The sequence below is a fragment of the Staphylococcus pragensis genome (assembly GCF_004785665.1).
In the GTDB taxonomy this organism is placed as follows: domain Bacteria; phylum Bacillota; class Bacilli; order Staphylococcales; family Staphylococcaceae; genus Staphylococcus; species Staphylococcus pragensis.
In genome coordinates this window covers 48,305-68,894 of the sequence record NZ_SRPJ01000009.1, presented here as the reverse complement: position 1 = coordinate 68,894, position 20,590 = coordinate 48,305, and the positions used below count along the sequence as shown (strand labels likewise).

Here is a 20,590-nt window from a genome sequence, read left to right as displayed (position 1 = left end):
ATGTAATGTAATGGTATGACAATCATAAACTAATAAAAACTGAAAAATTATAGATTGATATTAAAGTAGTAAAAATAATTAATAGCTTGTAAATATAAATAAGACCTTTTACATAAGTTGCAATTACTCTTTTTGACTTTAAGACGTCTGGATGACTTACCTTCCTCACACTTCATATGGCATAATTAATGTAATATTTTACTTAAGGAGGGTGTCATATGGAAGGTATTGTAACTTTCATCATTATTACGCTTCTAATTATTATCGTACCAGGTCCTGATTTTTTAATTGTTATGAAAAATACGATTCATTCTGGTAAATTAAATGGAGCAATGTCAGCATTTGGAATCACTTCGGCACATATTGTTTATTCGTCCTTAGCAGTATTTGGAATTATTTATTTACTGACTAGTTTGTATTATGTATTTTTTATTATTAAAATTTTAGGAGCTTGTTATCTAATATATTTAGGAATCCAAAGCATTCTTAGTGCACGTCAATCTATGGATTTTACTTCTGCTAAAAGTGGCAGAAATAATGTAAGCCGTTTTACTTCTTACCGTCAGGGGTTTTTAAGTACTATTTTAAACCCTAAAGCTTTATTATATTATGTCAGTGTCTTACCGCAATTTTTATCAACTGGTGGTATTGAAGTTAAATCACAAATTGCAATGTTATCCGTTATTGTCATTTTAGTGATTTGTGGTTGGTTTTTATTTTGTGTTTTTGTTTTTCAATATATCAAATTACTATTTAGTAATCCAAAAATTAAATCGATATTTGATTATGCAGTCGGTTTTATTTTAATTGGACTTTCGGTTAATTTATTATTAAGTAAGAGTACTTAATTTTAAAAAAGAAGGAGAAATATTAAGGTGAAACTATATTTAGTGAGACATGGAGAGTCACAATCGAATTATGATAACAAACATCATCGTGCTTATTTCTGTGGCCAATTAGATGTACATTTAACTAAAAAGGGTGTTGAAGGTGCACAAAAATTAGAAAGCTACTTTAAAGATATGGATATTGATTATGTCTATGTATCTGATTTAACACGTACGATTGAAACTTATAACAATATCTTTCCATATGATATTCCTACTACCGTTACACCAAGTCTCAGAGAACACTCATTAGGTGTATTTGAAGGCGAATATAAAGATAAATTAATGCAGGATAATCAGTATCATCAATATTTTAACCACCCAGAATATAAAGATTTCCGTCATAGTTTTACACAGAAAGCGCCTGAAGGGGAGAGTTATGGGGATGTCTTAAATAGAATTCGGTTATTTTTTGAAAATGAAGTATCGCAAGACGCTGAAACAATAGTGATAGTAGCTCATCAAGTAGTAATTCGTTGCATGCTCGTTTACTTTGGAATGCTTACTAAAAAAGAAGCGTTGGATTATAATATTGAAAACTGTAAGCCAATATACATAGAAATCTAAAAAGCCACACTTTAACGAATTGAAAATACTCGTTAAAGTGTGGCTTTTTTCTATTATTTATCAAAAACGTCTGTTTTGATATTTTTATCTTTTAAGAATTTTTTAATTTTATTTTGCTGTTTACCATTTACGTCTCCAGCATAATGTGTAGGTACATCAACAACGTTAATTGTATTTTGAGGCTCATAATTAAGTTGTTCTAATTTTTCGTCTATATCCGAAATTGTACTATTTAATGCGTTAAAATAATTAATAATACGAGTTATGTTGTCTTTGTAACCTGCAGGGATAGTATTATTTTCAACAAATTTCTTAAAGTGTAAGTCATTTTTAACTGCTACATTTGATAATTTACTCAATTTGTTTGCTTGAGCTTTTGTGACTCTTGTTTGACCGCCACTTTGTTTATCTATCTGACTTTGTAAAATATATTTATTATCTAGAATATCGCTATTAACATCTAAATATTTCTTTATCGCTTTATTCATCTCATCTTCACTAATTTTTTGGTTAGTTTTATCTGAGGTGAAAATATCCTTATCTGTTAAGTTTCTAGCGTGTTTGGGAGCCGAAATACCATTACTTTGTAGATGATCTTCATTTTTTTCATTACTATCATCATTATGAGGTGCACATGCACTTAAAGTTAAAAGTAGTGTTAAAATTCCGCCAACTATAATACTCTTCTTCATAGATTTTAATAATCTCCTTTATAAATAAAACATAATAATAGATTATCATTTATAGGCAAATATTTGAATGATAAGAACTTAAAATAAAAATTATCTATGAACAATTTATGGCAAGTGATGACTAATTTATCTATTTGAAACAAATATATAATAGATTATTATACGTAAAAAAACCGAGATACTAATAAGCATCTCGGTTTAATATGAAGATATTTGATAGGTTAAGTGACAAACTAGAAAAGTTCTAGTTATTAATTTCTAATTATATAATCAAAGGCATTTAGTGCCGCATTAGCACCTGCGCCCATTGAAATAATAATTTGTTTATTTTTTTGATCAGTAACGTCTCCAGCAGCAAAAATTCCTGGAACATTTGTATGATTATCGCGATCGATAACTACTTCTCCACGATTATTTAATTCTACTGCGTCACCAATCCAGCTTGTGTTTGGTACAAGACCAATTTGTACGAAGATACCATCTAAGCTTAATTCTTTCATTTCGCCAGATTCTAAGTCTTCATAGCTTAATCCAGTTACATGATCTTCACCTAAAACTTCAGCAGTTCTAGCATTTGTATGAATATCTACGTTTGATAGAGAACGTAAACGGTCTTGTAATACTGTATCTGCTTTAAGTTCAGATGAATATTCAAATAATGTAACATGGTTTACAATACCTGCTAAATCGATAGCTGCTTCAACACCTGAGTTACCGCCACCGATAACTGCAACGTCTTTATTTTCAAATAAAGGACCATCACAGTGAGGGCAGAAAGCAACACCTTTGTTGATTAAGCGATCTTCACCAGGAATGTTTAATTTACGCCAACTTGCACCTGTTGAAATAATAGCAGTTTTACTTTCAAGAACTGCGTCATTTTCAAGTGTTACACGAATAGCTTTATCTGTTTTCTCGATACTTGTAGCACGGATGCCTGTCATAGCGTCAATATCGTATTCTTCGATATGTGCTGCTAAGTTAGCAGAGAACTCAGAACCAGTTGTTTCTTTAACAGTAATGAAGTTTTCAATACCAGCAGTATCGTTAACTTGGCCACCGATACGGTCAGCTACAATACCTGTACGTAAACCTTTACGTGCAGTATAAATTGCAGCACTACCACTTGCTGGTCCACCACCAATGATTAAAACATCATATGGTTCTTTATTGTTAAATTCAGAAGCATCTTGTGTACTTCCTAATTTAGTTAAGATATCAGAAATAGTCATACGACCATTGCCAAATTCTTCACCATCTAAGAAGACTGCAGGGACAGCCATAATGTCTTCTGATTCTTCACGGAAGACAGCCCCATCAATCATTGTATGAGTGATATTAGGGTTAATAACACTCATTAAGTTTAATGCTTGGACAACGTCTGGACATTTTTGACAAGTTAAACTTACATAAGTTTCGAAGTTGTAGTTACCTTCTAAACCTTTAATTTGATCAATGATTGATTGTTTCTCTTTAGGAGCACGACCACTCACTTGTAAAATTGCTAAAACAAGTGAGTTGAATTCGTGGCCTAATGGAATACCAGCAAACGTAATGCCTGTATCTTCTTCAGGTTTACTTACTGTGAAACTTGGCGTACGTTTTAACTCTTTATCTACAATCGTTATATGGTCTGACATTTCAGCGATTTCATCTAAAAGTTCTTTTAACTCTTTAGACTTATCATCAGAACCGATACTAGCTCTGAATTCAACATCGCCTTCCATAAGACCTAAAAGCTGTTGTAATTGTTGTTTTAAATCAGCATTAAGCATTCTATAATGCCTCCTTAAATTTTACCTACTAAGTCTAATCCTGGTTGTAATGATTCAGAACCTTCTTCCCATTTAGCTGGGCATACTTCACCTGGATGTTGACGTACATATTGAGCTGCTTTGATTTTGTTAACTAAAGTGCTAGCGTCACGGCCGATACCGTCTGCATTGATTTCAGCTGCTTGAACTACGCCATCTGGGTCAACGATGAATGTACCACGTTGAGCTAATCCAGCTTCTTCATCTAATACATCGAAGTTACGAGTAATAGTTTGAGAAGGGTCACCAATCATAGTGTATTGGATTTTGCTGATAGCATCTGAATGATCGTGCCATGCTTTGTGTACAAAGTGAGTATCAGTTGATACTGAGAATACGTTAACACCTAAATCTTGTAATTTTTCATATTGGTTTTGTAAATCTTCTAATTCAGTTGGACATACGAATGAGAAGTCAGCAGGGTAGAAACAAACTACACTCCAAGAACCTTTTAAATCATCTTGGCTTACTTCTTTGAATTCATCATTTTTAGGATCATAAGCTTGAGCTGTGAATGGTAAAATTTCTTTATTGATTAAAGACATAACTTAAATTCCTCCTGATTTTCGAAAAAATTTTTAGAATTACATAAGAATAATTGCTTATTTATAATAATTCTAATTTCTTGAATATTATTATTACACTTCGTTTCCATTTCGTCAACTTAATAAGCTTGTAAGAAATGGAATGTTGTTTAAATACTGTTAAATAAGGGTTTTTATATAATTTGTTAAGATAGTTAAGAAGTATTTAAATTTATATTTTTTAAATAAATATTGTAAATTGCAAATACCTCTTACTATCATTTATCCTTTATCATTCTCAACTAAACATCTGTATTTGATAATGGAGAAGATTTATTTTTGAAAATGAACAAGTAAAACATGGACAAAAAACGTTTATATATAGTGAAGGGGATAGGAAGTTGTCATAAGCATTTAGTTCTATTATTAGATGTTCATTTTAAACAGCATCAAGGCCAGGAAGCTACGCTATCCTGACCTCAATATATAATTAATTTACTACTTTGACTGTTACACTACCAACTTTGTCATATTTTGCAGTGTAAGTGCCTTTTTCTAAATGTAAAGGAGAAATAAATGTGCCTGAAGAAATAAATTGTCCTTTTTCTAGTTTTTTACCATGAGCATGTAATTTTTTATTTAACCATTTTACTGATTCAATTGGGTTACCTAATACCTCGCTTGAATGACCAGTTTCAATTTTTTTATCATCTTTAAATAATTCTAAATTAATATCTGCAAATTCTTTATATTCTAAAGGTGTAACGCGTTCCCCGACGACAATTAATCCTGTAGCAGTATTATCTGAAATTAAATCGCCTAATGTGAAATTAGGGAACCAATCTTTGTAACGCGCGTCTGGGATTTCAATTCCTGCTGCGATTTTAACACTTTCTAAAATAGTTTGATTAGAAGCATCTTCAGGTAAATCAGCAGTTAGTTCAAAAATAATTTCTGGTTCTAATAATGGATCGAAAAGATTTGATAAAGATACTTTGGCGTCACTTTCAACCACCTGAGTAGACAAGATTGTACCGTAAGCAGGCTCGTGCGTTTTAGCTATGGCTTGAGTAGCAGCACTAGTCATGCTCACTTTATAACCTTTTATAGTAGCTTTTTGATGTTTTTCAAGTTGTTCAATCAAATCATCTTGAGTTTTATATGCTTCTTCTTCACTAATGTCATGCGTTTTACTGACAAATTCAATAGGTTTCTTAGAAGTAAAAGCTTTGTATAGTGCGTTTGAAATTTCTTTGTTAGCTTGAGGCATAGTATCTCTCCTTAAATATCTGAAAATTATTACTATTATGATAACTTTAAACATACAAGCATGCAAATTTTTTATTAAAGAGAGAAAGGTGACTTTGAAGACAAACATAAGTATAAATTGTTACGATATATTCAGTAGATGATAAGGAGTGAATTAAATGTCGAATCATGTTTATGATTTAACTAAAAAACACCATTCAGTAAGAAAATTTAAAGATAAACCTTTAAGTGAAGAGGTAGTAAAAAAACTAGTTGAAGCTGGTCAAAATGCGTCTACATCTAGTTATTTACAAACATACTCAATTATTGGTATTGATGACCCACAAATTAAAGCGCAATTAAAAGAAGTTTCAGGTCAATCTCATGTAGTAGATAATGGTTACTTATTTGTATTTGTTTTAGATTATTATCGACATAGCTTAATTAATGAAAAATTTGATTATAATATGGAAACATCTTTTGAATCTGCAGAAGGTTTGTTAGTAGGATCTATTGATGTTGCACTTGTGTCTGAAAATATTGCTTTAACAGCTGAAGATATGGGCTACGGTATTGTATATTTAGGTTCTTTACGTAATGACGTTGGTCGTGTGCGTGAAATTTTAGACTTACCAGAATATGCTTTTCCTTTATTCGGAATGGCAGTAGGTGAGCCTGCTGATGATGAGAATGGGGCACCAAAACCACGTCTACCATTTGAACATGTCTTTCACAAAAATGTTTATAATAGTAACCAAAAACAACAAAGTGAAGAATTAAGTCAATATGATGAAACTGTTAGTAACTATTATAAAGAACGTACAAACGGAGAACGTTCTGAAACTTGGTCACAACAAGTGGCAGGATTTTTAAGTAAAAAAACACGTTTAGATATGTTGGAACAATTAAATAAATCAGGTTTAATGAAGCGATAAAGCTATTATAAAAAAAGAAGCGTAGCTCAATCATTCTAATATATTAACGATACTAGAATGTTGGCTACGCTTTTTAATATCTATTATTTATTCAGTAGATAAGTCACCGTAGTGATTTGAATTAAATTTCTCTTTATCGAGGTTACCAGTTAACTTAGCTGTACCAGTACCTGCTAATATTGAATCATTAACGTTCAGAGCTGTTCGTCCCATATCAATAATTGGTTCAATTGAAATTAGTACACCGGCTAAAGCAACTGGAAGGTTAAGCGTTGATAATACAAGAATAGATGCAAATGTTGCACCGCCACCTACACCAGCAACACCAAATGAACTAATAATTACTACACCAATAAGAGTCAATATAAATGGTAAATCAATATCAACTTTAGCTACTGGCGCTACCATGATAGCTAACATAGCTGGATAAATTCCTGCACAACCATTTTGACCTATTGATAAACCAAATGAGGCAGAGAAGTTAGCAATACCATCTGGTACACCTAAACGTTGTGTTTGTGTTTGGATGTTTAATGGTAATGCACCTGCGCTTGATCGTGAAGTGAAAGAAAAGATAAGTACTTCGAACGTCTTTTTAACATAGCGAACAGGATTAATTCCCATAATTGTTAAAATAATTAAATGAATAATATACATTGTTATTAAAGCAGCATATGAAGCAATCATAAATTTACCTAATGTCCAAATCGCTGCAAAATCACTTGTAGCAATGGTTGAAGCCATAATCGCAATAATACCATAAGGAGTTAAACGTAGAACAAAAGTAACGATTGACATTACTAATGAATAAATGGCATCAATACCACGTTTTAACAAGCTACCATTTTCAGGTTGTTTACGTGCTACACGTAAATATGCAAAACCTACAAATATCGCAAATATTACTACCGCAATTGTAGAAGTAGTTCGTTGACCAGTGAAGTCTAAGAACGGGTTGCTTGGTAATAATTCTAAGATTTGTTGAGGTAGCGTATTAGCTGTTATATCTTTAGCTTTACTACTAATTTCACTTCCGCGAGCATTTTCAGCACTACCTAAATCAATACTTGATGCGTCTAAACCGAATACAATGGCATAAAAAATCCCGACTATAGCTGCAATAGCCACAGTGCCGATTAAGAACATAAAAATATAAGAACCAATTTTAGCGAATTTATCCCCAATTTGTATCTTACTAAATGCTGAAACGATTGAAATAAATATTAAAGGCATAACAATCATTTGTAATAAAGCAACATAACCGTCGCCTACGATACTAAACCAATCTGTTGTGGTTTCAAGTACTTTTGAATTTACGCCATAAATTAAATGTAAAGCAATACCAAACACAATTCCTAAGCCTAAAGCTGTAAATACACGTTTAGGGAAGGAAACATGTTTTTTCGCCATAATAAATAAGCCAATAAGAAAGGCGAGCATTATGACAATGTTAATAACTGTAAAAAAAGTCCCCATAAAGCGAATCTCCTTTGATGAAATTTAATTCCGATTTACTTAATAAGGATAGTATTGTTTTGATATTATTTCAATACTTTATAATAAAAAATAAAATTATATCTATTAAAAATGTAGTTTGAATAAATTTAAATAACTAAAATTTTAATTTTAAAAAAGAAAAAACCACAGTCCTTATAGACTATGGTTTGAATTTAAACTATATATTAAAGGTTGAATAATCTAGCTAAAAATCCTTTTTTCTCTGTTGAAGGTCTACTCATTGAAGCTGTATTTTTTATCGCTTGTTGGTTATTATCGTTAATTTCCTTAACTAAATCATTTTTAGTGTATTCAGATTGCTCTTTTTGAGCATTTTGAATTGCTTCTTGAGATGTTTGAATCGCTTGTAAAGATTGATTGTTAGCCTCAAGTTTATTAGTAATTTGACTTTGAAGTTCTTTCAATTCATTTTGCTGTTGATTAACTTGATTAATCATTTGCGCAAGCATTTGACGTTCTTCACGCATTTTTTGAATTTCATTACGTAAATCGCCTACTAATTGAGCCACGTTGTTATCAGTAGGTAATTGTTCTTTGTCTTCTTTAACAATGACTTGTAAAAAATCTTTCTCTTTCTCTAATTCTTCAAACGCTAAATCATAACTACTAGTTTGTTTAACTTTCTCCGCGATATCTTGGAATAATTCGATATCTTCTTCTTTAAAATCAGTGGCTTCACGACCACGATATTCTGTCTTGCTAAGTTGATAACCACGTTCTTCTAAATGCTGTACAATTTTACGGACTTGTTTTTCACTTAGGTTGACACGTTGAGCGAATTCTTTAGTTAACATAGCTGAAAGTCCTTTCGTTTCTATATTTATCTATACTTATTTACACTGACGTCTGTCTTCGGCCAGTAACACGTCAGTCTAACCTCGCTATTCAGTTTAACCCTTTATATCGCTCATTTCAAGTGTTCTTATAAAGGAAGGCGTAAATTCATACGTTCTAAGAGTGGATAAATAATATCTCTAGAAATGCCATTTGCAAAGACATACTTAAGAATATAATTTGATTTAACACTTGCTGGGTAAATATCCTTAGTTAGTTCAATATTTGATTTAATAAATAGATCAACTTCAAATGGAGAAGTTTCATTCGAATAGTTTGGATGTAAGTATTCGATTTCACTTTGCTTTTTAAAACCATTAGTTAGAAGCGAATTGACACGTTTCTCTAATAACTCTTTATCATGACCATTACTATTTGGTTCTTTAGGGACTTCGACCATTATAAAATTAATATCTCTAGAATGAACTTTATTAGAAAGTTCGTTTAATTGGATTTCAATTTCTTGAAGCGTTTCCGATATCATTTCATCGTGGTTAGCATTATTGATAGCTAGTAAATGAATTAGGAATGCCGAGTTTGTTGTCGCTTCATAATGGGCAGTCGCTACGCTAACTACTTCTTCTTTTTCGAGACCTACAATGACGGCATAGTCATTTTCAGTTTTGTTATTTTGCAAAGATTTTTTAACTATCGAGCTGTCTTCATAAAAATCGATATCGAGCTGTTTGTTGTAGAAATCTACTGCCTTATTAAAATAGTCATCGTTAAAAGATTGGATAGTATGAAATTTCATAATGTCACCCCCACAATTTTTTTGTTTTAGTATAGCACATTTGTAAAGTAGGCTATCATTAAGAAAAACATAAAATAGTAATGATAATTAAAAAACACCGTAAAATAGACTTAAATATAAGTTTATTTTACGGTGATGAATAATTAAATTTTTAAATTGCTTTATGATTTTGGACCTTTAGATTCATTTGCATAATGTGTGATATCAACTTCTTCATAAGCAGAATTATTTTCTTCTACTTCATCATGAGAACTATTATCTTTATTAGCAACAACTAAAATTCTATCGTTAAGTACTTCTTTTTTATACTTATCTAATTGATCCTCAGATAATTTATAGCGAGTCAACACTGCTTCTTCTCCGTCTTCGCCTGTAAGTAATCTAGACATACGGTCGCTGAATGAACCACTTGTAGCTACTAATGAAATTTGAGAATCATGTAAGTCGTCTAAATGCAATTTACTTTTACTTACAATAGTCAATTCATTTTCTGAATAACCTTCCGCTTTTTTCTTGTCAATAACGTTATAAATTTCATCTTGATTATCTACTACTGTAATATCTGGCATATTTCTCGCCCTCCAATTTCGTCCTACTTTTAATAAAAATATACCCTAATGAATGTTTATAAAACTAATCTATAATAATTATATAATTAAATGAGAATAGTTTACAAATATAGGTAGATATCATTTAATGAAACGCTTACATCTATAAATGCTATCATATAAGGCTTTATCTCATTTTCAAATATTGAAAAGAATGTAAAAATTTGCTATTATCAATAATAATTTATATTACTCATATAATCTAAAGAATATGGCTTTAGGAGTATCTACCATGTTGCCACAAACGACATGACTATGAGTACAGAATAATATAATTTAAGGAAAGACTTTATTAAATGGTCATCTAGAAATACTACATATAGCATTGTTTGACTTTGGAGGTAGGCGTATAGCTACAGTTTCTCTATGTGATTGAACAAATAATATATTTTAAAGTGTTTTTAGACTGACACATTTAAGCTAATCGCTATTTAAGTGTTTATCCTACGATGTATTGTCTGTTCACTCATAGATCCTGAAACTTTTTCAAAGTTTTAGGGTTTTTTTGTATATATTTTGAGGAGGTTTTAAAGTGGAATCGCTTAGACAGAAAGTCAAAGAGGATGGCGTCGTAATTGATGAGAAGATTTTAAAGGTTGATGGTTTTCTTAATCATCAGATTGATGCTAAGTTAATGCACGAAGTTGGTAAAACATTTTATGATCAATTTAAAGATAAAGGTATTACTAAAATTTTAACGATTGAAGCATCAGGTATCGCGCCAGCAATTATGGCTTCGCTACATTTTGATGTGCCTTGCTTATTTGCCAAAAAAGCCAAGCCAAGCACGTTGAAAGATGGATTTTATAGTACGGATATACACTCATTTACTAAGAATAAGACGAGTACGGTTATCGTTTCTGAAGAATTTTTAGGTGAAAATGATAAAGTCTTAATTATCGATGACTTTTTAGCAAATGGTGATGCCTCTTTAGGTTTATATGATATTGCACAACAAGCCAAAGCTGAAACAGTAGGTGTGGGCATTGTTGTTGAAAAGAGTTTCCAAGATGGACGACAAAGATTAGAAGAAGCAGGTTTAACAGTTTCTTCATTATGTAAAGTGGCTTCTCTTAAAGGGAATAAAGTTACTTTACTAGGTGACGACGAATGAAAAATTTTATTTTAAGCCTTCAACATTTATTGGCAATGTATGCAGGGGCGATTCTAGTACCTATTATCGTAGGAACTAGTCTTAAATTTACACCTGAAGAAATTGCTTACTTAGTCACTGTAGATATTTTTATGTGTGGGGTCGCTACTTTTTTACAAGCGAATAAAGTAACTGGAACAGGTTTACCTATTGTTCTGGGTTGTACTTTTACAGCGGTAGCACCAATGATATTAATTGGACAAACTAAAGGATTAGGCGTCCTTTACGGTTCATTATTTTTATCAGGTATTTTAGTAGTTATTATTGCACCTTTCTTTTCATATCTAGTTAAATTCTTTCCTCCTGTTGTGACAGGAAGTGTGGTTACGATTATAGGTATTAATTTAATGCCTGTAGCTATGAATTATTTAGCTGGAGGAGAAGGTGCAAAAGATTACGGCAATCCTAAAAATTTAATTTTAGGTGGCGTAACGTTAGTCGTCATTCTCTTATTACAACGATTTACGACTGGCTTTTTAAAATCTATTGCTATCCTTATCGGCTTAGTGATAGGTACTATTTTAGCTAGTGTGTTTGGATTAGTAGATATTAATCAAGTAGGCCAAGCACATTGGTTTGGTATTCCTCGACCATTCCGTTTTTCAGGATTTGGATTTGATTTAGGAGCGACATTAGTGTTCACTATTGTGGCTATTGTCAGCTTGATAGAATCTACAGGGGTGTATCATGCGTTAAGTGAGATTACTGGTAAACAACTTGAACGCAAAGATTTCCGTAAGGGTTACACTGCGGAAGGTCTAGCGATTATCTTAGGATCGATTTTTAACTCGTTTCCTTATACTGCCTATTCTCAAAATGTAGGCTTAGTATCTTTATCAGGTGCTAAGAAAAATAATATTATTTATGGCATGGTGGTTTTACTCTTAATTTGTGGTTGTATACCTAAATTAGGTGCCTTAGCTAATATCATTCCTTTACCTGTATTAGGTGGCGCAATGATAGCTATGTTTGGCATGGTAATGGCTTATGGAGTAAGTATCTTAGGTCATATTGATTTTAAAAATCAAAATAATTTATTAATTATTGCCGTATCTGTTGGTTTAGGAACGGGTATAAGTGCAGTACCTCAAGCTTTTAAAGCATTAGGTGAGCAATTTGCTTGGTTAACTCAAAACGGTATTGTATTAGGCGCAATTTCTGCAATCATTCTTAATTTCTTTTTTAACGGTATAAAATATAAACAAAACGAAGAAAATGTGAAATAATAGGACTAACTATACAAAAATGGAGGCTGTATTACAAATGTGGGAAAATAAGTTTGCTAAAGAATCATTAACGTTTGATGATGTTTTATTAATTCCAGCTGCATCAGACGTATTACCGAGCGATGTTGATTTAAGTGTTGAATTATCAGATAGAATTAAATTAAATATTCCAGTGATTTCAGCTGGGATGGATACAGTAACTGAATCTAAAATGGCAATTGCTATGGCACGTCAAGGTGGATTAGGTGTTATTCATAAAAATATGGGTATTGAAGAGCAAGCTGATGAAGTACAAAAAGTTAAACGTTCAGAAAATGGCGTTATTACAAACCCATTCTTCTTAACTCCAGAAGAAAGCGTGTATGAAGCAGAAGCATTAATGGGTAAATATCGTATTTCAGGTGTACCTATTGTTAGTGATGAAGAATCAAGAAAACTTGTAGGTATTATAACGAATCGTGATTTACGCTTTATTGAAGACTTTTCAATCAAGATTTCTGATGTTATGACAAAAGAAAATTTAATTACAGCTCCAGTTGGTACAACATTAGATGAAGCAGAAGCGATTCTACAAGAACATAAAATCGAAAAATTACCTTTAGTGGAAAATGGTCGTTTAGAAGGTTTAATTACGATTAAAGATATTGAAAAAGTACTTGAATTCCCTCATGCAGCAAAAGATGCACATGGTCGTCTATTAGCTGCGGCTGCTATCGGTACGTCTAAAGATACTGAAATTCGTGCGCAAAAATTAGTTGAAGCAGGTGTAGATGCTCTAATTATTGATACTGCTCATGGACACTCTAAAGGCGTAATCGAACAAGTTAAGAAAATGAAAGAAAAATATCCTGAAATTACAATCGTGGCAGGTAACGTTGCTACTGCTGAAGCGACACGCGCATTATTTGAAGCGGGCGCTGACGTAGTTAAAGTAGGTATTGGTCCTGGTTCAATTTGTACAACACGTGTCGTAGCAGGTGTAGGTGTGCCTCAAATTACAGCTGTCTATGATTGTGCGACTGAAGCACGTAAACACGGTAAAGCTATTATCGCTGATGGCGGTATTAAATTCTCTGGTGATATTATCAAAGCATTAGCTGCTGGTGGACATGCAGTAATGTTAGGTAGCCTTTTAGCTGGTACTGAAGAAAGTCCAGGTGCGACTGAAGTGTTCCAAGGTAGACAATATAAAGTTTATCGTGGTATGGGTTCTTTAGGTGCTATGGAAAAAGGTTCAAACGATCGTTATTTCCAAGAAGATAAATCTCCAAGAAAATTTGTTCCTGAAGGTATCGAAGGACGTACTGCTTATAAAGGACCATTACAAGATACAATTTATCAACTTATGGGTGGCGTAAGAGCTGGTATGGGTTACACTGGCTCACCAGACTTAAAAGCATTACGTGAAGAAGCACAATTCACACGTATGGGTACTGCTGGTTTAGCAGAAAGTCATCCACATAATGTACAAATTACTAAAGAATCACCTAACTATTCATTCTAGTTTAAAGTGAAATATCTAGGTAGTCTTGTTAGATAACATTAAGAGAACGCTTTTCTCTTCTCATGCGTCTGTAAAATAGGTTGTTCATTTTTCAAAATAACTAAAAAACGCGCGTGGGGGAAAGCGTTTCTCTATTATTTACATAAAAATCAATTAAAAGGAGCTTCACAATTATGGAAATGGCTAAAGAGCAAGAGTTGATTCTTGTCTTAGACTTCGGTAGTCAATATAACCAACTTATTACGCGTCGTATTCGTGAAATGGGCGTTTACAGTGAATTGCATGATCATGAAATTTCTATCGAAGAAATCAAGCGTATGAATCCTAAAGGTATTATCCTTTCAGGCGGACCTAATTCAGTTTATGAGGAAGGTTCATTTACAATTGATCCTGAGATTTATAATCTAGGCATTCCTGTGCTTGGTATTTGTTACGGTATGCAATTAACGACTAAACTTTTAGGCGGAAAAGTAGAACGCGCAAACGAGCGTGAATATGGTAAAGCAATCATTAATGCTAAATCTGATGAGTTATTCTTCGGTTTACCAGAGGAACAAACGGTATGGATGAGTCACTCGGATAAAGTTATTGAAATTCCAGAAGGTTTCGAAGTGATTGCAGATAGTCCAAGTACAAATTATGCAGCGATTGAAGATAAAGAACGTCGTATTTATGGCGTACAATTCCACCCAGAAGTACGTCACACTGAATATGGTAATGACTTATTAAGAAACTTCGTACGTCGCGTTTGTAATTGTACAGGCGAATGGACGATGGAAAACTTTATCGAAATCGAAATTGAGAAGATTCGTGAACGTGTTGGAGACCGTAAAGTGCTATGTGCCATGAGTGGAGGCGTAGATTCTTCTGTAGTTGCTGTGTTATTGCATAAAGCAATAGGCGATCAACTTACATGTATCTTTGTAGACCATGGTTTACTTCGTAAAGGTGAAGGAGACATGGTAATGGAGCAGTTCGGCGAAGGTTTCGATATGAATATCATTCGTGTGAACGCTAAAGATCGTTTTATGGAGAAATTAAAAGGTGTTTCTGACCCTGAACAAAAACGTAAGATTATCGGTAACGAATTTGTGTATGTGTTCGATGATGAAGCGGCTAAGTTAACAGACGTAGATTTCTTAGCACAAGGTACACTTTATACTGACGTGATCGAATCAGGTACTAAAACAGCACAAACGATTAAATCTCACCATAATGTTGGTGGTTTACCAGAAGATATGGAGTTTGAATTAATCGAACCGATTAATACATTATTTAAAGATGAAGTACGTGCATTAGGTATCGAACTTGGCATTCCTGAACATTTAGTATGGAGACAACCATTCCCAGGTCCAGGTTTAGGTATTCGTGTATTAGGTGAAATTACTGAAGATAAATTAGAAATCGTGCGTGAATCAGATGCGATTTTACGTGAAGTTATCCGTGAGGAAGGTCTTGAAAGAGAGATTTGGCAATACTTTACAGTGTTACCAGGCATTCAATCAGTAGGTGTGATGGGTGATTACCGTACGTATGATCATACGATTGGTATTCGTGCAGTAACATCAATTGACGGTATGACAAGTGACTTTGCGCGTATCGATTGGGAAGTCTTACAAAAGATTTCTAGTCGTATCGTAAACGAAGTAGACCACGTTAACCGCGTTGTCTATGATATTACTTCTAAGCCACCTAGCACAATTGAGTGGGAATAGAATATACGAATGACAAAACCCTTTAACCGCAATGGTTAGAGGGTTGTTTTTATGCTTTGAATTGAGAAAAAAGGGCAGAATAAGGGCATAAGGTGGAAGTTTTTGAGATTTAGGCATAAAAAATAGGTCAACCGTCGCAACAGTTGACCTCAAGTACACTCCGTAGATTCAGGTTTCTTATTCGCTTTCTATTTTCCTACCTTTTCTAATTTATTCATCATATCTTTATCCATTTGTTCAGTAACATGGCTGTATATCTGTAATGTAGTTTTATGGTCTGTATGCCCTACACGATCCATTATTGCACGCAGTGACACGCCTAATTGTGATAATAAGGATATGTGACTGTGACGCATGGTGTGGCTTGTCACGTGCTTTTCTACCCCTATATTTTGTGTAGCTAGTTGTATGTTTCTATTAATGGATGTAAGAGGTAAGGGATTGCCTCTATGACTTGTGAAAATAAAGCCCCTATCCACATACATATTTTCCCATTGAACTGCTTTCTTATTCTCTAACATAACCTTACGTAAAATATCACAACTTCTAGTAGTTAAAGATATAGTACGGTAAGATGATGCTGTTTTTGTGGTATCTTTGAAACCTATTTTGTTACCATCTTTGAGCCAGTGTATAGTGCCATCTATAACAAGTTTCTTATTTTCAAAATCAATATTATCGGGTTGAATTGCTAAGAGTTCACCAATTCTCATACCATTTAATGCTTGAAATTCAACTATGTAAGCAGTAAATAAGTATGATCTTTTCATATAACTAGCACGCTTTTTATTTGCTATACGTTTTAATTCTTCAACAATAGCTAGAACTTCAGTCATTTCTAAATAATTCTCACGTTTAGCTTTAACTTCTTCTCTTGTAGTCGCTTTTTTAGGCATTACAACATTATCTATGTATGATATATCAGTGATGTTATATTTCTTTTGAGCAAAACGGAGTATATTTTTAATAATACTTAAATCATCTTTAACTAATTTATGGCTTAATCCATCTTTTAACGAGGAGTTAATTAAATCTTGTATAACATCAGCATTCATATTCTTAACAAGAATATCTTTATCAATATTTCTTTTGATGTGAGCCACTTTATAGCTTTTAGTAGTAATAGTTGATTGTTTAGATCCAGATACTAATTTATAACGTTCAAACCACTCAGCACATGCAGCATGAAAAGTTAGCGTCTTAAGTGTAGTAGGTGTCTTGTCATTTAACTTTGCCTCTATACGCTCATTTAAGCGTTTCTGAGCCTCTTTCTGTGATTGCTTACCATTTTTATTAAGCACAACGCTAGTACGTCGCCATTTGTTAGTGAGTGGATCTTTGTACTTCTCATAATAGCGATATTTAACTTCGCCATGCTTATTAGTAAATTTCTCATGCCACATATGATCACCTCCAAAAATTTTAAAAAGTACGTGAGACACCCTAGTATTAAGTATTTGTTCTATTAACATTGAGTTCTAATCGATTAGGAAGATGTTTATTTAAGTACTATACTCCATCTAAAGTAATTTTATTTAGTTTTATTTTGCAATTTAAAATTCTCAAATATATTCTCCTTAATAAAATTTTCGTCTTCTATTTAAAGTTATATAGCAATATTAAGATGATTATTATACATATACCATACAATATACTCCAGGTAGAATAAGTTTTTGTAATGATGCTACCATCTGTTTTTATAAACATATAAACGTTATATAAGAACAATATTAAGCATATGCACCATAAAATCATAAGAAAGCTTATAACGAAAATCACTTTTTATGCCTCCCGTATATTTAGAACCATTAAGATGATGCTAATTAAAATAGTCCAATTCATAAACACTTAATGGTTCAAGTGTAGTTATTCAAATATTGTAATGCTATATTAAATTCCTAAATAGTTTGAAGATATATAATTTATAAGATAGCCCATCAAACAAAGTACTCCGATGGCTAATATAAGCACCGAGATAGTCCTACAATTCTTCTTATAATACAAACCTTCGTTTTGTGCTAAAAAGAAACTTAGTCCATATAATATAATGCTAATTAAAAATAAAATTATGATAAATATTAGCATAACAAACTCCTTTTTGAATGATTGTAGTTGATAAGAAAAGAATTTTAGTAACTATTTATCTAGTTGTTTTGCAACTTTTTCTAATGTGTATCTAATTTCTTTTAACGTACGATTTTCTGAAAATGTATAAGTAAAAGTTTTCCCATTATTTGTTTTTGCAGTAACGGTATATAAATCACTATCATATTCATAATTTATTTTATAGTTTAAAATTTTCATGATATAACCCCTTTTTAATTTAAAGATTTTTATACCAGTATGTGACTCCCAAAATTTATTATTTTCTTATATATATTATGGTGTATTAGACATTGTTCGATAGAACCATCACCTTAAATGATAAGTTTAACTTTTATTAATAAATGCATATCATATGTAAACCTCTTTTAGTTATTTTTTATCGTTTTCTTTGAGAGATTGAATACTGTTATGATTGGCAAATAAGTTTAATTGTTTTTCATTTAGCATAGCGTCTTTTCTGAAATCGTTGAATTGTTTTTGTAACTGTTCAATATCTTCACTTAAATAATCTTTTTCACGATTTAGTTTATTAATTAAAAAGGAATGAAGAATTTCATTTATCGTATTTTTGTCATAATCATCTAATAATACACCATTGAAAAACTTTTCGTTTAAATCATCATTTAGATGAAAAGCTAAATCATTTATAGGTTTTTCTAAATTTAAAGATTGTTTTTTATTTTCATTATCTTCATATTCAAAAAAGTTCTTTTTTCTATTTTTCTCATCTTTATTGTCAATTTTCTTATGCATATCTTCATAGAAAGTAATGAAGTTTTCATAGATACTTTCAAATTCTTTTTTATCAAATTCACTATCTTCAGCAGATAAAAACTTATATAGAATTTTCTTAATTTCGTCATTTATTTCTTCAGATGACTTTGATTGATCATTAAATTTTGAGTTTTTTAAACCAGCTAATAATAAGTATAAAGTTCTTATGGTAGGGAAATTTCTTTTGTCATTTTCTAATTTACTTATATAAGCATTTGATACACCAGATAGCTTTGAAAGATTATTTACTGAAATATTCTCTTCTAATCTAATATCTTTTAAAAGTTTTGAAAATTTCATTTTTTCACCTCTACTTTATAATAAAACACATTGTATTTGAATACAAACAAAAATAAGTTATAACAAACCTTTTAAAACTATTGACAATAATATATGTAAGGTGTTAACTTTATATTGTACTCTTTAACAGTACACAGTTATCATTAACAAAGGTGGTGTTTATATGAACAACAATTTAAGCATGTTAATGGGTAGAGATAGAGTTAGTGCTTTGAAATTAAGCAAAGAAACTGGAATTTCAAGAACTACAATTCATGGTTTATATCATGAAAGAACTAAAAGCCCAGATATGCAAATTGTCATGAAGTTGTGTGACTATTTCAAAGTTACACCTAATGAGTTTTTTGGAATTAAAGAAAAAGAGGAGGCCTAAACTATGCCACATGTAAAGCTGCAAGATTTACCGACTAAGCAGAATACAGCACTTGAAGAAAAACAAATAGTATTCCCAGTTAAGTATGCAAAGCCGAAACTAATCTGTGAAATTTTCAACATTAGTTACTCAACTTGCTACCGACTTCTAAAGTCTTATGAAGATGACAATTTAGGAATTGAAGATATGTATATCGACATTAGCAGCACGCTAACGCTTGTGAACGTAGAACAGTTTGAAAAGTATTTAAAAGCAAAACACAAAAAATATTTATAAAAACGTTGGAGGTGTTAAAATGGCTAAATTTATATTCAAATTAATATTAATTTCAGCAATCTCATTCCTTAGTGGTTGGCTATTAGGAATACATGTAGCTTTTGCTATTCACATGTTAGGTAGTGTGGTTGCTGCATTAAATATTGAAGAAAATGGAGGAGTAGTAAATGAACAATAATATTGAAGTAATAAAAAGTATTTATAAAACACTTGATTATGCATTAAAAGATAAACGTACAAAATACACTCACATAGTAGAAGAAGGCAACCAAGAATGGAAAGAAACACTTAATCGTGAACAGCAACTACAATTCATCTGTGAGTGGGTTATGCAGCAAATAGAAAACAATTTTGAGTGGGAGGATTAATAAATGAAAAATTTAAAATATCAAATTCATGAAATCAAAGATGGGGTAATAAGTGCAGATTTAACTTCTAAACTCAACGCACTCAGAAACTTAGTAGCAGATGAAAAGGAACGTGCTGAGGAATATAAAAAAATGCTAGTTGCGTCTAACGATCAAGTAGCAGCATATACTGCAAATGAAAGCATTCAAAATCATTTTGTTTATCTTGCAGTAATCAATTCAATCTTTACTGATGTGAGTTCAATGATTGAACAAGTGGAACATCACTATAACAATGCAATAGAAGAATTAAAAAATGCGTCACTTCCAACTGACCAAAGCGAAAGTAACGCATAATATATAAATTTTATTAAATACAAGAGCAATAAGAAAATACTCCATTTGTATTATAACATCTTTGCTCTTGTTTTAATA

Annotated in this window: 22 protein-coding genes, 1 pseudogene and 1 riboswitch; of the genes and pseudogenes, 12 read left to right on the top strand and 11 right to left on the bottom strand. The window is 31.9% G+C overall.

From position 1 onward, the window contains the following. Positions 1-218: 218 nt before the first annotated feature. Together E2558_RS11325 and E2558_RS11320 are read left to right on the top strand one after the other, a co-directional pair. Positions 219-848, top strand: a complete 630-nt coding sequence (locus E2558_RS11325) for a LysE family translocator (RefSeq protein ID WP_126564625.1) — start codon at positions 219-221, stop codon at positions 846-848. Between the two features lie 27 nt (positions 849-875). Continuing rightward, on the top strand, positions 876-1,454 hold the full coding sequence (locus E2558_RS11320) for a histidine phosphatase family protein (protein WP_126564626.1): 579 nt from the start codon (positions 876-878) through the stop codon (positions 1,452-1,454). Positions 1,455-1,507: 53 nt separating this feature from the next. On the opposite strand, the gene E2558_RS11315 is transcribed toward E2558_RS11320, so the two are convergent. The 4 genes from E2558_RS11315 to E2558_RS11300 form a co-directional block, all read right to left on the bottom strand. After that, a complete protein-coding gene (locus E2558_RS11315; RefSeq protein ID WP_126564627.1) occupies positions 1,508-2,146 on the bottom strand; it encodes an NDxxF motif lipoprotein in 639 nt (212 codons plus the stop codon). A 251-nt stretch (positions 2,147-2,397) separates the two neighbouring features. After that, a complete protein-coding gene (gene ahpF, locus E2558_RS11310; protein ID WP_126564628.1) occupies positions 2,398-3,921 on the bottom strand; it encodes an alkyl hydroperoxide reductase subunit F in 1,524 nt (507 codons plus the stop codon). Positions 3,922-3,935: 14 nt separating this feature from the next. Further along, positions 3,936-4,505: an alkyl hydroperoxide reductase subunit C gene (gene ahpC, locus E2558_RS11305; RefSeq protein ID WP_126564629.1), complete on the bottom strand. Its 570-nt coding sequence runs from the start codon at positions 4,503-4,505 to the stop codon at positions 3,936-3,938. A gap of 469 nt (positions 4,506-4,974) precedes the next feature. Then, positions 4,975-5,754 carry a 2-keto-4-pentenoate hydratase gene (locus tag E2558_RS11300; protein WP_126564630.1) on the bottom strand — a complete coding sequence of 260 codons (780 nt, stop codon included), beginning with the start codon at positions 5,752-5,754 and terminating at the stop codon, positions 4,975-4,977. 157 nt (positions 5,755-5,911) lie between these two features. On the opposite strand from E2558_RS11300, the gene E2558_RS11295 reads away from it, so the two are divergent. Then, on the top strand, positions 5,912-6,667 hold the full coding sequence (locus tag E2558_RS11295; protein ID WP_126564631.1) for an NADPH-dependent oxidoreductase: 756 nt from the start codon (positions 5,912-5,914) through the stop codon (positions 6,665-6,667). Positions 6,668-6,754: 87 nt separating this feature from the next. On the opposite strand, the gene E2558_RS11290 is transcribed toward E2558_RS11295, so the two are convergent. The 4 genes and pseudogenes from E2558_RS11290 to E2558_RS11275 all read right to left on the bottom strand — a co-directional run bounded on the left by E2558_RS11290 (position 6,755) and on the right by E2558_RS11275 (position 10,342). Continuing rightward, complete coding sequence (locus E2558_RS11290; RefSeq protein WP_126564632.1) at positions 6,755-8,143, bottom strand: L-cystine transporter; 1,389 nt, start codon at positions 8,141-8,143, stop codon at positions 6,755-6,757. A gap of 338 nt (positions 8,144-8,481) precedes the next feature. Continuing rightward, positions 8,482-8,979 (bottom strand): annotated as a pseudogene (locus E2558_RS11285) (DNA-binding protein); the annotation flags it as partial. 128 nt (positions 8,980-9,107) lie between these two features. Then, positions 9,108-9,773, bottom strand: a complete 666-nt coding sequence (locus E2558_RS11280) for a hypothetical protein (protein WP_126564634.1) — start codon at positions 9,771-9,773, stop codon at positions 9,108-9,110. A gap of 161 nt (positions 9,774-9,934) precedes the next feature. Further along, positions 9,935-10,342 carry a general stress protein gene (locus E2558_RS11275; RefSeq protein WP_126564635.1) on the bottom strand — a complete coding sequence of 136 codons (408 nt, stop codon included), beginning with the start codon at positions 10,340-10,342 and terminating at the stop codon, positions 9,935-9,937. 212 nt (positions 10,343-10,554) lie between these two features. Next, a riboswitch (purine riboswitch) is annotated at positions 10,555-10,657 on the top strand. Positions 10,658-10,913: 256 nt separating this feature from the next. Between E2558_RS11275 and xpt the strand changes: the two genes are divergently transcribed. The 4 genes from xpt to guaA all read left to right on the top strand — a co-directional run bounded on the left by xpt (position 10,914) and on the right by guaA (position 15,979). Further along, positions 10,914-11,495: a xanthine phosphoribosyltransferase gene (xpt, locus tag E2558_RS11270; RefSeq protein WP_103297766.1), complete on the top strand. Its 582-nt coding sequence runs from the start codon at positions 10,914-10,916 to the stop codon at positions 11,493-11,495. Then, positions 11,492-12,760 (top strand): xanthine permease PbuX, encoded by a 1,269-nt coding sequence (gene pbuX, locus E2558_RS11265; RefSeq protein ID WP_126564636.1) that lies wholly within the window; start codon positions 11,492-11,494, stop codon positions 12,758-12,760. Before xpt ends, pbuX begins: the two co-directional genes overlap by 4 nt. A gap of 37 nt (positions 12,761-12,797) precedes the next feature. Beyond that, the gene (guaB, locus tag E2558_RS11260) at positions 12,798-14,264 is read left to right on the top strand and encodes an IMP dehydrogenase (protein ID WP_126564637.1); all 1,467 of its coding nucleotides are present in this window, start codon (positions 12,798-12,800) and stop codon (positions 14,262-14,264) included. 173 nt (positions 14,265-14,437) lie between these two features. Continuing rightward, positions 14,438-15,979, top strand: a complete 1,542-nt coding sequence (gene guaA / locus E2558_RS11255) for a glutamine-hydrolyzing GMP synthase (RefSeq protein ID WP_126564638.1) — start codon at positions 14,438-14,440, stop codon at positions 15,977-15,979. Between the two features lie 188 nt (positions 15,980-16,167). Here guaA and E2558_RS11250 read toward each other — a convergent pair whose 3' ends face one another. The 3 genes from E2558_RS11250 to E2558_RS11240 all read right to left on the bottom strand — a co-directional run bounded on the left by E2558_RS11250 (position 16,168) and on the right by E2558_RS11240 (position 19,159). Beyond that, positions 16,168-17,382, bottom strand: a complete 1,215-nt coding sequence (locus tag E2558_RS11250; RefSeq protein WP_126564639.1) for a tyrosine-type recombinase/integrase — start codon at positions 17,380-17,382, stop codon at positions 16,168-16,170. 733 nt (positions 17,383-18,115) lie between these two features. Next, entirely contained in the window at positions 18,116-18,283 is a 168-nt protein-coding gene (locus tag E2558_RS12395; RefSeq protein ID WP_168210253.1) for a hypothetical protein, read from the bottom strand. A 171-nt stretch (positions 18,284-18,454) separates the two neighbouring features. Then, a complete protein-coding gene (locus tag E2558_RS11240; RefSeq protein WP_126564641.1) occupies positions 18,455-19,159 on the bottom strand; it encodes a helix-turn-helix domain-containing protein in 705 nt (234 codons plus the stop codon). Positions 19,160-19,322: 163 nt separating this feature from the next. Between E2558_RS11240 and E2558_RS11235 the strand changes: the two genes are divergently transcribed. The 5 genes from E2558_RS11235 to E2558_RS11220 are packed head-to-tail and all read left to right on the top strand — an operon-like array spanning position 19,323 to position 20,512. Beyond that, positions 19,323-19,532 (top strand): helix-turn-helix domain-containing protein, encoded by a 210-nt coding sequence (locus E2558_RS11235; RefSeq protein ID WP_054105605.1) that lies wholly within the window; start codon positions 19,323-19,325, stop codon positions 19,530-19,532. Positions 19,533-19,535: 3 nt separating this feature from the next. After that, positions 19,536-19,808: a helix-turn-helix domain-containing protein gene (locus E2558_RS11230; RefSeq protein ID WP_053026841.1), complete on the top strand. Its 273-nt coding sequence runs from the start codon at positions 19,536-19,538 to the stop codon at positions 19,806-19,808. Positions 19,809-19,827: 19 nt separating this feature from the next. Further along, positions 19,828-19,986, top strand: coding sequence for a hypothetical protein (locus E2558_RS12390; protein WP_168210252.1), 159 nt, complete (start codon positions 19,828-19,830; stop codon positions 19,984-19,986). Beyond that, on the top strand, positions 19,976-20,176 hold the full coding sequence (locus E2558_RS11225) for a TscA family type II toxin-antitoxin system antitoxin (RefSeq protein WP_126564642.1): 201 nt from the start codon (positions 19,976-19,978) through the stop codon (positions 20,174-20,176). Before E2558_RS12390 ends, E2558_RS11225 begins: the two co-directional genes overlap by 11 nt. A gap of 3 nt (positions 20,177-20,179) precedes the next feature. After that, positions 20,180-20,512: a hypothetical protein gene (locus tag E2558_RS11220; protein ID WP_126564643.1), complete on the top strand. Its 333-nt coding sequence runs from the start codon at positions 20,180-20,182 to the stop codon at positions 20,510-20,512. The last annotated feature ends 78 nt before the right edge of the window (positions 20,513-20,590 follow it).